The organism is Sphingomonas sp. CFBP 13714, assembly GCF_014842205.1.
GTDB lineage: Bacteria > Pseudomonadota > Alphaproteobacteria > Sphingomonadales > Sphingomonadaceae > Sphingomonas > Sphingomonas aerolata.
In genome coordinates, this window is sequence record NZ_JACYVG010000005.1 from 112491 (window position 1) to 124925 (window position 12435).

At 64.0% G+C, this 12435-nt stretch carries 10 protein-coding genes and 1 pseudogene; 8 read left to right on the forward strand and 3 right to left on the reverse strand.

Annotated features, from left to right (window positions below; genetic code table 11):
- Positions 1-90 precede the first annotated feature (90 nt).
- Positions 91-558, forward strand: coding sequence for an SRPBCC domain-containing protein (locus IFT54_RS12605; protein WP_192070901.1), 468 nt, complete (start codon positions 91-93; stop codon positions 556-558).
- Entirely contained in the window at positions 555-917 is a 363-nt protein-coding gene (locus IFT54_RS12610; RefSeq protein WP_197984667.1) for an ArsR/SmtB family transcription factor, read from the forward strand. Before IFT54_RS12605 ends, IFT54_RS12610 begins: the two co-directional genes overlap by 4 nt.
- A gap of 268 nt (positions 918-1185) precedes the next feature.
- On the opposite strand, the gene IFT54_RS20515 is transcribed toward IFT54_RS12610, so the two are convergent.
- The 3 genes and pseudogenes from IFT54_RS20515 to IFT54_RS12620 all read right to left on the reverse strand — a co-directional run bounded on the left by IFT54_RS20515 (position 1186) and on the right by IFT54_RS12620 (position 4829).
- Entirely contained in the window at positions 1186-2475 is a 1290-nt protein-coding gene (locus tag IFT54_RS20515) for a M61 family metallopeptidase (protein WP_342354834.1), read from the reverse strand.
- Positions 2461-3033: pseudogene (locus IFT54_RS20520) on the reverse strand (M61 family metallopeptidase); the annotation flags it as partial. The gene IFT54_RS20515 and the pseudogene IFT54_RS20520, both read right to left, overlap by 15 nt.
- A gap of 386 nt (positions 3034-3419) precedes the next feature.
- Positions 3420-4829 carry an alpha-hydroxy acid oxidase gene (locus IFT54_RS12620; protein ID WP_244648936.1) on the reverse strand — a complete coding sequence of 470 codons (1410 nt, stop codon included), beginning with the start codon at positions 4827-4829 and terminating at the stop codon, positions 3420-3422.
- Between the two features lie 67 nt (positions 4830-4896).
- Here IFT54_RS12620 and IFT54_RS12625 point away from each other — a divergent pair, with 67 nt between their 5' ends.
- The 6 genes from IFT54_RS12625 (at position 4897) to IFT54_RS12650 (ending at position 12433) form a co-directional block, all read left to right on the forward strand.
- Entirely contained in the window at positions 4897-5364 is a 468-nt protein-coding gene (locus IFT54_RS12625) for an NUDIX domain-containing protein (RefSeq protein WP_342354824.1), read from the forward strand.
- Between the two features lie 131 nt (positions 5365-5495).
- Entirely contained in the window at positions 5496-6980 is a 1485-nt protein-coding gene (locus IFT54_RS12630; RefSeq protein WP_342354825.1) for a carboxylesterase/lipase family protein, read from the forward strand.
- A gap of 10 nt (positions 6981-6990) precedes the next feature.
- Positions 6991-7752: an SDR family NAD(P)-dependent oxidoreductase gene (locus tag IFT54_RS12635; RefSeq protein ID WP_192070902.1), complete on the forward strand. Its 762-nt coding sequence runs from the start codon at positions 6991-6993 to the stop codon at positions 7750-7752.
- A gap of 129 nt (positions 7753-7881) precedes the next feature.
- Positions 7882-10041 (forward strand): TonB-dependent receptor, encoded by a 2160-nt coding sequence (locus IFT54_RS12640; protein WP_192070903.1) that lies wholly within the window; start codon positions 7882-7884, stop codon positions 10039-10041.
- Between the two features lies 1 nt (position 10042).
- Complete coding sequence (locus IFT54_RS12645; RefSeq protein ID WP_446740671.1) at positions 10043-11446, forward strand: FAD-binding oxidoreductase; 1404 nt, start codon at positions 10043-10045, stop codon at positions 11444-11446.
- A gap of 48 nt (positions 11447-11494) precedes the next feature.
- Positions 11495-12433, forward strand: coding sequence for an alpha/beta hydrolase (locus tag IFT54_RS12650; protein WP_244648938.1), 939 nt, complete (start codon positions 11495-11497; stop codon positions 12431-12433).
- Positions 12434-12435: the final 2 nt, after the last annotated feature.

A 12435-nucleotide genomic window follows, 5' to 3' on the forward strand; every position in this document is an offset into this window, starting at 1 on the left:
CAACAAACGCGGGCGCAATAGTGAAGTACAGACTTGACCAAAAGGCTTCTGAAAATTAGTGAAGTCAAAGATTCACTGAGGGGCGAGTCGATGACCATCACACACGATACCTTCAAAATCCGCAAAATCTGCGATGCCGCTCCGCCCGCGATTTTTGGCGCCTTCGCTTTTCAGGACCGCAAGAGCAGGTGGTACGCCGCCAGTCCCGGACACGAGCCGCTCTCCTACAGCTTCGACTTTCGTCCGGGCGGTGAGGAGAAGCTCACCGCCAGGATGCTGCCAGGCACTCCTATCGCGGGAAAGCAGCTGTGCTGGACCTCAACCTATGCTGAGATCGTCGATAACGCTCGGATCGTGTTCTTCCAAACGCTCGACGTCGATCAGGCCCGCGTATCTGCTGCCGTGGTCACCGTGGAAATTGCGCCGCTCGGCGACAAGAGCGAGGTCTTGCTGACGCACCAGGCGGTCTATTTCGAAGGCGCCGACGGCCCGGCAATGCGCCGGATGGGGTGGGACTTCCTGCTCGACACGATGGCTTCGGAACTGCAGCCCGCATGATGCAGCCTGCCGAAGAGTCTGTCCGCTCGCCGAGGGTCGACCTTCTGTTTCATGCGCTCAGTGACGCCAATCGCCGTCGGATGGTGAGTCATCTTGCGGAGCGGCCCGCGAGCGTTTCGGAACTCGCTGCGGTACTGGCGATCAGCAAGACGGCAATAGGCCAGCACCTCGCCGTGCTTGAGGAAGCCAAGCTCGCCCGCTCGACCAAGCTCGGACGGGTGCGCACCTGTCAATTCGATCCTGCCGGGCTCGCGCCGTTGCAGGATTGGATCGACTATCACCGTCAGGAATGGAACGAGCGGCTGAACCGCCTTGATGATTTGATCAGTGGCATCGTTTCCAACAAAGACTGCGCCTGAACGTCGGCTTCTGCCTAGAGCTGTCGTTCGGGTTATCACCGCGAATGGCGGCTTCGTCCCAAACCAAGCCGCTCGGATCGGCGCTTTTGCGACATGAACGAGCGGCCGAAGTTGAGAAGCCGAAACGAGCCCGCGAGCGTCCGCAACGGGTCGTCGCGGCCTCTAAGTAGCCCAACAGTTTTCTCCTCCGTCGGCATGCGCTGCCGATCCCCATGGACATCCATGGGCCAGCCTTAAGAGTATTTGAAACCCTGAAGGTCAAACCTGCCTAGTTGGCCACTGCATCCGGCCCGAGCCACGCGGCGCGAAACGCGAGTTGTTGGGCGGTTGGTTTAACCCCTGCGGTTTCGTAGCGGACCACCTCGACGGTGGGGTCGGCGAGGAAGGTCAGCGTGGCGCGGCGGTCGAGGCCGCGTTGGCGGTAGGTGATGTCGGCGGTCTGGCCGGGTTTGTAACGGCCAAGCGCCGCAGCCGCGTCAGCATCGCTGGTGATCACCGTCCCGCCTAGGCTGACGATCTGGTCGCCGTTGTCGAGGCCGGCGCGGTAGAGCGGAGTATCGGGGGCGGGCGCGCCGTCGATGCGAACGTCGGTGCCGGTAGTCTTGAGGCGGACGTTGCCGAGCCACGCGGCGGTCGGGTTGGCGGGACGGAGCTTCAGACCCGCCTGGTCGAGAAGGGGAGCATAGTCGGGAAGCGCCTCGGCATCGACCGAGGTCCTGAAGAAGGCGTCCGCGAAGGCGGGATCCTTGGTCACCTCGCCTAACGCGCGCGACAGGTCGGCGCGGGTATAGGGGCGCTCAGGCTTGCCGAAGGTCTGCCATAGGTGGCGCATAAACGTGTCGAGCGTGATGCCCGGGTAACGCTGGCGCAATGTCAGGTCGAGGGCGAGCGCGAGGCCGGCGCCATAGGTGTAATAAGACACGAAGATGTTGGGGTTCGTCGCGTCGATCGACTTTGCCGCATCAACGAACGGCGCCCGCAGGCTCATTTCCTGCGGACCGCCGTAACGGCGTGCGGTGCCAGTGGTTAGCGCGTTGACGGTAGAGCCGACCCCGCGCAGATACGCGTCGATCGCGGATTCGCCCGCTCGGCGGATCATCAGCGGCCCGTAATATTGGGTGAACCCTTCCGCAAGCCAGAGCGACGGGGTCGGGTTGGCGCGGGTGAAGTCGAACGGTTCGAGCTCGGCAGCGCGGATGCGCTCGACGTTCCAGCTGTGGAAGAATTCATGGCTGAGTGTGTCGATCTGCGCAAAATTCGCCGCGGTGAACGAACGCGGCTGCGATATGATCGTCGAGTTGCGATGCTCCATGCCGTCGCCGCTGATCTGCGGCACATAGTCGGCGATGAAGGTGTAGGTGCCGAAGTCGTAGGCGGGGTGTCCGCCCCACATCGCGATGTGCTGCGCGACGACCTTTTTGGCGCTGGCGGCGAAGCGATCGAGGTCGGCGGGCGAGCCGTCGTGATGGACCGCGAGCCGGATCGTGGCGCGCGTCGGTCCCTCTCCGACCTGCCATTCGCGCAGATCGAAATTGGACAGCTCGGTGGGGCTGTCCATGAAATATTGGAAGTTGGGCGCGGCGAAGGTGTAGGGGTCGCCCGTCGGCTGGAGCTGGGTCGCGACCTTCCACTTGGCGTCGAAGGGGACGAACCGGACGCTGATCGGGCGCGCGTCCTGCCCGACCGCCCACAAAAAGGTCGCGGGCATATTGAGATGCGCGTGGGTTGCGTCGATCTGCGCATATGTGCCGTCTCAGTGATCACCGAACAGCGTGTAGGTGACGCTTACCGTCCCGTCGTGCCCGGGAATCGTCCAGCCATAGGGGTCGGTCCGCGTCATCGCGAGCGCGCGACCGCGGCCATCCTTGGCGGCGAGCGAATAGACGTTCTTGGCGAATTCGTGGATCGCGTAGCGGCCGGGCGAGGAGCGCGACATCTGGACGCGCAAGGGGGCCGGTCCGAGGTCGCGCCAGGTGACGGTCACCTGTGCCTCATGATGGACCGCGTTGGGGAAAGCGATCTCGTACCGGGTCGCCGCTGGCGGCTTGCTCTGTGCAATCGCGGGGCCGGCGAGCAACGCCAGCGTGGCGGTGCAGGTCGCGAAAATCGTCTTCATGGCTGGTCCCCCGGATCGTCTATCCGAACCTAGGATCGATCGACATTCACCTTGTCAATGCTCCCGCCAGCCGAGGAGGAACGGCAGGAAAGACCTAAAGCCGAGATTATCGCGTAGTCGTGTGACGGATATGAACGAGCGTCCGGAGTTGCGAGACGCTGAAAGCCGTCGGAACGGCCGGTCTTGGAGGCGAATCTGATTTTGGAGCAAATTGGAGCAAGGGCCCGAATGTTGGTTGGTTAGATCAAGGCGTTAGGCTGGTCTCTTGAGTATAGTTATGCAGAAACAGATCAGATCCGGCCAAGGCGGCAGGCGTCGGATACACACGCATCGTTAAGCCTGCCCAGTAGCGCAAGCGAACATGGCGCTCTCATTCAAGTCGAGAGCTACGTCATATCACGCCGGTTCTCCCGAGTCCGAACATGGCCACGTGACAGGACTGCTGCATCGTTCACGCCGGCGAGCGTCAATGTGCGCTCGAACTCTTCTGTCAACAACGTCAGAGCGCGATCGACGCCTGCTTCTCCGCCGGCTGCGAGGCCGTACAGATAGGGGCGCCCGATCGAACAGGCGGTTGCCCCGAGCGCCAACGCCTTCGCCACGTCCGAGCCGCGTCGGATGCCGCCGTCGCAGATGACGTCCGGCCCACCGCCAACCGCGTCGCGTACCGCTGCGATCTGGTCGATCGGGGCGGGCGCTCCATCGAGCTGGCGTCCGCCGTGGTTCGATACCATCACGCCGGTCGCGCCCGACGCGATCGAACGTCGCGCGTCCTCGGGTGTCATCACGCCCTTGATCGCGAGCGGCCCGTTCCACTCGCGTGCGAGCCATTCGACGTCGCGCCAACCGACCGACCGATCGAACTGGCCGCCAATATAATCGAACAGGCTCATCGGTCCCGACGCGAGCGCGTCGATCCTGTGGCTCACGTTCGCAAGATCGAACTTGGACCCTGTCAGCGCGGGCAGCGACCATGACGGATGGCGCGCGAAACTCAGTAACGACTTCAGCGTCAGCTTGGGCGGGAGGGACAATCCGCTGCGCCTGTCTCGCTCGCGGTTGCCGGCGACCGGCGTGTCGACGGTCAGCGCCAGCCCGTGAAAGCCTGCATCCCGGCAACGCGCGACGAACTCTGCGGTCAGACCGCGGTCTTTGAAAATATAGATCTGGAAAACCTTCGGTCCGGCGAATGCCTGGGCAAGGTCTTCCAGCCGCGTCGTTCCCATCGTCGACAGACTGTACACTATGCCGTGACGCGCAGCAGCGCGAGCGACGGCCAGTTCGGCATGGCCGTGGAACATCCGGGTGAGCCCCGTCGGCGCCAGCATCAGTGGCCAGCGCGATGGTTGTCCGAACAGCGTCGTGCCGGTCCGGACTGCAGAGACGTCGTTCAGTATGTCCGGCACCAGCTCGTAGTTTGAAAATGCGGTGACGTTTCGGCGCAGCGACACTTCGTCGTCGGCGCCACCGTCAATATAGTCGAAGATCGGTCGTGGCAGCCGTTTGCGTGCCATGAGGCGCAGGTCAGCAACATTGTTCGCCCGGTGAAGCTGCCTCATGGTCGTGCCCGCGTCTTGATCGCAAACAGCTGCGCACCCTGATTCACCATCACTCTCCCACGTCTTCGCCCCTCGCCGATGTCCGGGATGGCAAGCACGGCGAGCAGACGTGATCCCGACGCGTCGTCCCCGTGATCCGGATATCAGAAGAGCTGTCGCAGTCTGCGCGCATTCGGGGCAGGCGACGAAACCAATTACTGTGCAAGGCCGCTGCATGACTGTGCGCACCGAAGGCATTTGGAGCGCACGGCCCTGTTCTGGGATACCACTGCGAAGCGTCGACTACAGGCAGGGAAACGAGCGCGTGGGGATACATCATCGGATGGTCGGCAGGGTAGCAAGGCTGGTATGGCGGATCAGCAAGCCGCGCACGATCGGTGTCCGCGCTGTGTTGCTGGATCCGGACGAGAGGGTCGCGTTGGTGCGGCATACCTATGTCGATCAATGGTATCTTCCGGGCGGCGGCGTGAAAAAGGGCGAAAGTATCGCCGCCGCGCTTGTGCGGGAGCTTGCCGAGGAGGTGGCGATTGCCGACCCGGTGATCGAGCGGGTGCTGGGCGTCTATCACAGTCGCCGAGAGAGCAAGGACGATCATATCGTGATCTTTATCGTGCGAACGGCAGCAAGCAGAATCCTGGGTCGTGTTGATCTGCGAGAGATCGAACAGGCTGACTGGTTCCCGGTGGACGACCTGCCTGAAACTACGTCCCCGGCGACCCGACGGCGCATCGCCGAATACCGGCAGGGGGCGACTGGAACTGGAGCCTGGTAACGCGGGCGGGTGCTTGCCCGCCGTACGGCACGATCAAAACAACGATTGGCATAGCCTGAGTTCGAGACGGGCGTCCCGCGGCTGCTACCTTTGCCTCCGACCGCTGCTGCGGATCGGAAGGAGAGAATATCGTGAGCGAACCTATGGTCTCCACCGCCGACGGTATCGTGCAGGGAAACGCTGCGGGCGGTGTTCTACGGTTCCTCGGCGTGCCTTACGCCGCGGCGCCGGTGGGTGCGAACCGGTTCGCGCCGCCACAACCGGTCACGCCGTGGCCCGGGGTGCGCGACGCGACGGTGGCCGGACCCAACGCGCCGCAGCGGACCAAGGCATTTCCCGGCCTCGATATCGTACCGCTGATCGGCAAAGGCTGGGTGCCGGGCGACGAGTATCTGACGGCGAATATCTGGCGTCCCGATGACGACCGGACCGGCTTGCCGGTGATGGTGTTCATCCACGGCGGCGGCTTCGTGATCGGCAGCAAGGATGCGCCCGTGCAGGACGGCGGCACCTTCGCGCGCGACGGCGTGATCTGCGTCGCGATCAACTATCGGATGGGGGTGGACGGCTTCCTGCCGATCCCGGGCGTGCCGACGAACCTTGGCCTGCGCGACATGATCGCGGCGTTGACGTGGGTACGAGACGGCATAACGCGGTTCGGCGGCGATCCGGGCAATGTCACGGTGTTCGGCGAATCCGCCGGCGCGATGGCGATCGCCGACCTGATGGCATCCCCGCTCTCAAGGGGATTGTTCCGGCGCGCGATCGTTCAGAGCGGGCATGGCGGGATGACGCGCTCGGTGCCGGTGATGCAGCGTCTGGTGAAGAAGCTGGCGAAGATCCTGAAGATCACCCCCGACGTCAGTGGTTTTGGCAGCGTGCCGTACGATGCGCTGATCGACGCGGTAGAGGCGGTATCCGCGCCGACCGCACGGATCGATCTGCGCGACGAGGGCGGGCACGAACCGGTGTTCGGAATCAGCCGCTTCGTCCCCGTCCACGGCGACGACGTGCTGCCGCAGCGTCCGCTCGATGCGCTAGCGAACGGTGCGGGCGCGCAAGTCGACCTGCTGATCGGCACCAACGCGGAAGAGATGAACCTGTACCTCGTCCCGACCGGCGTGCGGGACAAGATCGGGCGGTTGCTGGCAACCTATGTCCTCCACAAGTCGCAACCGCATGCCCGCAAGGTATTGAAGGTATATGGTATCGGGACGAAGGGCAGGAAGCCCGGCCAGGCGCTGACCGACGCGATGAACGACCTCGTCTTTTGCTGGCCGGCACGCAGGTTTGCTGAGGCGCACCAAGGGCGCACGCACATGTACGAGTTCGACTGGCGTTCGCCGATGTTCGGCGGCCAACTCGGTGCGTCGCACGGGATGGAGTTGCCGTTCGTGTTCGATACGCTGGCGACCGCAACCGGCGAGCAGGGCTTGTGCGGACCCAACCCGCCGCAAGACCTCGCCAACCGGATGCACGCGCTGTGGATCCGCTTCGCAACGGACGGCAGCCTGCCTTGGGGCGAGTTCGATGCCGAGACTCGTCAGGTCTATTCGCTGGTCCGGCAGGAGGCGCGGCATGAGCCCGTCATGCCCGCCGCACCCTATCTGCCGTGAAGGACCGGTCATGTATCTTGAACGACTAAAGCTCACCGGCCGCCGTGCTGTCGTGACGGGCGGCGCGGCGGGAATCGGTCTCGCCTGTGCCGAGGCGTTAGCCGAAATGGGCGCACACGTGACGTTAGCCGACCGCGACGCGGTGGCGATCGCGGCGGGGCGAGCTGCGCTTGCGGACAAGGGCTATGCGGTCGACGGCCATGTGATGGATGTAACGAACGCTGCACAGGTCACCGCCCTGGCCGATCAGCTCGGGGCGATCGACATTCTCGTCAACAATGCCGGCATCGCGCGGAGCGAAACCGCCGCGGAGGACGTCGCCGACGAGCATTGGCTGAACGTGCTCGACGTCAATCTTAACGGCACCTTCTGGTGTGCACGCGCCTTTGGACGGCACATGCTGGAGGCAGGGAAGGGCGCGATCGTTAACGTCGGTTCGATGAGCGGCTTCATCGTCAACCGGCCGCAACCGCAAAGCTATTACAACGCATCCAAAGCCGCGGTGCATCAGCTCACCAAGAGCCTCGCGGCCGAATGGGCGCCGCGCGGTGTGCGCGTGAACGCCGTCGCGCCGACCTATATCAATACCGTCCTCAACAGCTTCGCGGACCGCAAGGGGGAGATGTACAAGCGTTGGATCGACGGTACGCCGCAGGGGCGCTTGGGGGAACCTGAAGAAGTCGCGGCGATCGTCGCCTTTCTTGCCTCGGACGCGGCCAGTCTGATGACCGGCAGCATCGTGCTCGCCGATGGCGGCTATAGCTGCTGGTAGCGTACCGATCGGCGAAGCCCGCGAGCCGGGCGGCACAGTCGATAACCTTTCAGACAGGTCAGCTATCAGATAGCTTGGAGCCTAGAAGTAGCCGGCGATGGATCGGCGCTCTGAGGGGATGAGGATCCAATGCGCTTCAAGACATTGCTCGCCGGAGGATGCGCCGTCGCCGCGCTCGTCGCCACGCCGGTATCCGCGCAAGACGCCGCCGATCAGGCAAAGGCGACACCTCCCGCACGCTCTGACGACATCATCGTCACCGCACGTCAGCGCCAGGAATCGTTGAAGGATGTGCCGATCGCAGTGACGGCGATCTCCGGCGACCGGCTGAAGGAGTTGCAGGTCAATACGGTGAAGGACATCGCGTCCTACACGCCGGGCCTCAACATAAATTCCGACAGCGTCGGCCGCGCATTCGTGTCGATCCGCGGTATCGGTACGACGCTGATCGACACGGTGCAGCCCGGCGTCGGCATTTTCATTGACGGCGTCTATCAGCCGAACACATCATATCTGAACTCTCCGATTGTTGACGTCGCGCGGATCGAGGTGTTGCGCGGGCCGCAGGGGACGCTGTTCGGCAACAACACGCTGGGCGGCGCGATCAACGTCATCACGCGCCAGCCGGGTAACGAGTGGGAGGGGCGGTTCGACGCCGCGATCGCCGGTACGGACAACTACGCCTCGGTCTCGGGGTCGGTCAGCGGGCCGATCGTCCGCGACCTGCTCCAGTTCCGGATCGGCGCGTCCTATCACGAGCAGGACGGCTTCATGCGCAACACGCTGACGATCGGCGACCTGAACCCGCTGAAGCAGCAGAGCGTCGGTGGCACGCTCCGCTTCACGCCCGCCGACTGGGCGGTGTTCACCGTCAACGGCAACTACGACCGGGCCGCAGGCGGCAGCACGTCGTACATCCATGTCGCCGGGCCGACCGATTACCGGCTCGATGGCGCGACCAACGTGCTGAACCGGGCGGTGATCGATTATTACGGCGCGAACCTGAAGGGCGAGTTCGACGTCGCATCGCTCAAGACCAAGATTACCGCAATCGGGGCGTACAACCAGAAGAACCTCTCCGGGGTCAATGACGGCGATTTCGGTGCGGTCGACCTGCTCCGTACACGCGGTGGTTCGACCTTGAAGACCAAGACGGCCGAATTGCGCTTCGATACGCAGTGGAGCGATGCGTTTTCGACGCTCATTGGGCTGTACGGCAATCGCTACACGCAGGTGAGTGATCAGCTGACGACGATCGATTTCCGCGCGCTGCTGGGCCCGACCTTCCCGCTGCCCGCCTCGACCACGCCTTCGTCGACCTATGTCCGCAACGACACGCGCGCGATCTTCGCGACCGCTTTCCTGAAGGTTGGCACGCTCGATCTCGCGGTCGGTGGGCGCTACGATCACCAGAAGCTGGTCGCGAGCCAGGTCAACGGCGTGACCCCCTATACCGCGCCGGTCTATAAGAAGGACCAGTTCCAACCCCGCGTCACGCTGACCCAGCATTGGACGCCGGCGGTGATGAGTTATGCCTCGGTCGCCAAGGGGATCCGCGGCGGTGGTCAGAACGGTCCGGGTACGCGGCCGCAGGACGCGACGTACAAGGGCGACAATGTCTGGACCTATGAGCTGGGCACGAAGTTCGATGCATTCGACCGCCGCCTGACGATCAACGCGGACATATTCTACAACGACTACAAGGACTTCATCGGACAGAACTCGCTGGCGCCGAGTGCCACGGGCGGGTTCGTCGCGATCAACCTGAACACCGGCACCGTCAAGAGTTACGGCGCCGAACTGGAAGCGCACCTCCGCCTTACCGATCATTGGCGGATCGACGCCGGCGCCTCCTATCTCCACGCCCGCATCACCGACGACAGCCAGTATTTCGCGACCACCGGCGTCCATGTATCGAGCGATCGTGTGATCTTCACGCCCGACTACAACTTCAACTTCAACACCACCTACACCGTCCCGGTCGGCGATAACGCGGTGTTGCTGGACGCGGGGATTTTCGGGAAGGGCAGCCGGATCGGGTCGTCGCTCGACCCCGATGTCGCGCCCAGACTATCGGCGTATGCGATTACCAACGCCTCGCTCGGCTTCCGCTTCTCCAGTGGCCTGACGGTAACCGCGTTCGGCACCAACCTGTTCAATACCAAATTCATCGAAAGCTATATCGACAAATCGGCGTTGGTGCGGGCCGGGCTTGCGCCTCTGGCGTCGAACCTCGCCATCCAGGGCGACCGCCGCCGATACGGCGTGCGCGCGAGCTTCCGGTTCTAGGATGACCATGCACGTCGAACAGATCGAAAGGGCGCCGCTCGATCCGGCGTTCGTCACAGCGCTCCAGCAGCGTTTCGGCACTGCGCTGCACATGAGCGACGCGATGCGGCTCCACCACGGCAGCAGCGAGGCGCATTTCGCCCCGATGCTGCCCGACGCGGTCGTCTTCGCGCGGTCGACCGAGGAGGTGGTGGATCTCGTCAGGCTGTGCGCCGCGGCCAAGGTGCCGATCGTCCCGTTCGGTGCGGGGACCTCGATCGAGGGCAACACGCTGGCGGTGCATGGTGGCGTTTCGGTCGACCTGTCCGAGATGACCCAGATCGTGTCGATCAACGCCGAGGACTTTGATTGTACGGTACAGGCCGGCGTCCGTCGCGAACAGCTCAACGAGCATATCCGCGACCTGGGGCTGTTCTTCCCGATCGATCCCGGTGCGAATGCGACGATCGGCGGGATGGCCGCGACGCGCGCAAGCGGCACCAATGCGGTGCGCTATGGGACGATGCGCGAGGCCGTGCTGAGCCTGCGCGTGGTGACGCCAGACGGGCGCGAGATCCGTACGAGCCGTCGCGCGCGGAAGTCGGCGGCGGGCTATGATCTGACCCGGCTGTTCGTAGGCTCCGAAGGCACGCTCGGCATCATCACCGAGGTGACGCTACGGCTGCACGGCATTCCCGAGGCGATCTCGTCCGCGGTGTGCAGCTTCGAAACGCTGAACGGCGCGGTCGATACGGTGGTTCAGGCGATCCAGATCGGCGTGCCGCTCGCTCGCGTCGAAATCCTCGACGACATGCAGATGAAGGCGGTCAACGCCTGGTCGAAGCTAGATTACCCCGAACTGACCACGCTGTTCTTCGAATTCCACGGCTCGCCAAGCTATGTCGACGAACAGGCGGAGACCGTGCGCGAGCTCGCGGCGGCAAACGGCGGCGGTGATTTCCGCTGGTCGAACCTGCCCGAGGAACGCTCGAAGTTGTGGAAGGCCCGACACGAGGCATATTACGCGGCGGTCAACCTGCGTCCGGGCGCAGTCGGCTGGGCGACGGACGTGTGCGTGCCGATCAGCCGCCTGGCGCAGTGCGTCGGCGAGACCAAGGCTGACCTCCAGGCGTCGTCGGTCCCCGCGACCATTCTCGGGCATGTCGGCGACGGCAATTTCCATGTCGTCTTTTCGATCGATCCGGAATCCGAGGCGGAGCTGGCCGAGGTCTCGGCAATCAACGCACGGATGGTCGAACGCGCGCTGGCGATGGACGGCACCTGCACCGGCGAACACGGCATCGGCATCGGCAAGCAGGACTGGCTGGTCGCTGAACTTGGCGACGCGGTCGAACTGATGCGGACGCTGAAGCACGCGCTGGACCCCGACAATCTGTTCAATCCGGGCAAGATCTTCGCGTTCTAAACGCCGTTCCGGTATCGGACGCGCGTCACAACAAGGATCGTGGAGAGAATGATGGACAGCCTGCACCTGGTGGATCCGACGCTGCGCCCGCTGCTCGAGATGATGCCGCAGATCTCGCTCACCGCCGACATCCTGCCGGCGATGCGCGACCGACCGTCGATGCTGCCGCCCGCCGACGAAACCCTGGCGACGCTGGAGATCCATACGGTTCCAGGGCCTGCCGGGGCGCCTGATATCGACCTGCACGTCTTCCGCCCGGCGGGCGTCACTGGCGCCCTGCCGTGCATCTATCACATCCATGGCGGCGGCTATGTGATGGGCAAGGTGTCCGACTATGATCCGCTGCTTCGTCCGCTCGTCGCCGATCTGCAATGCGTCATGGTGTCGGTCGAATACCGGCTGGCGCCGGAGACGAACTTTCCCGGCCCGATCGAGGATTGCTACGCAGGACTGGTATGGACGATCACCCATGCCGACCGGCTCGAGATCGATCCGGCGCGGTTGGGCGTGATGGGGCAGAGCGCGGGCGGCGGGTATGCCGCGGCATTGGCCTTGATGGTCCGCGACCGGGGCGAACATGCGCTCGCATTCCAGCACCTGATCTACCCGATGCTCGACGACCGTAGCTGTACCGCACCGCCGCATCCTTATGCCGGAGAGTTCGTCTGGACTGCGCAGAGCAATCGTTTTGGCTGGACCGCGTTGCTCGGCCACGCGCCCGGTGGCGACGCCGTGTCACCCTATGCGGCACCAGCGCGGGCGACGGATCTGGGCAACCTGCCGCCCGCCTATATCGCGACCGGCGCGCTCGATCTCTTCGTCGAAGAGGACATCGACTATGCGACGCGGCTGATCCGCTCCGGAGTGCCGGTCGAGCTTCACGTCTATCCCGGCGGCTATCACGCCTTCGACATCTTCGCCGACGGTCCGGTCTCGCAACAGGCACGCCGCGACAGCCACGAGGCTCTGCGCCGTGCGCTTGCATAAGG

Excerpts from the sequence above, each read along its gene's own strand:
- IFT54_RS12645 (WP_446740671.1), top strand. The coding sequence starts at position 10,043 with ATGACCATGCACGTCGAACAGATCGAAAGGGCGCCGCTCGATCCGGCG.
- IFT54_RS20515 (WP_342354834.1), bottom strand. The coding sequence starts at position 2,475 with ATGGACAGCCCCACCGAGCTGTCCAATTTCGATCTGCGCGAATGGCAG.
- IFT54_RS12635 (WP_192070902.1), top strand. The coding sequence starts at position 6,991 with ATGTATCTTGAACGACTAAAGCTCACCGGCCGCCGTGCTGTCGTGACG.
- IFT54_RS12640 (WP_192070903.1), top strand. The coding sequence starts at position 7,882 with ATGCGCTTCAAGACATTGCTCGCCGGAGGATGCGCCGTCGCCGCGCTC.
- IFT54_RS12610 (WP_197984667.1), top strand. The coding sequence starts at position 555 with ATGATGCAGCCTGCCGAAGAGTCTGTCCGCTCGCCGAGGGTCGACCTT.
- IFT54_RS12620 (WP_244648936.1), bottom strand. The coding sequence starts at position 4,829 with ATGCCTTCGGTGCGCACAGTCATGCAGCGGCCTTGCACAGTAATTGGT.
- IFT54_RS12605 (WP_192070901.1), top strand. The coding sequence starts at position 91 with ATGACCATCACACACGATACCTTCAAAATCCGCAAAATCTGCGATGCC.
- IFT54_RS12650 (WP_244648938.1), top strand. The coding sequence starts at position 11,495 with ATGATGGACAGCCTGCACCTGGTGGATCCGACGCTGCGCCCGCTGCTC.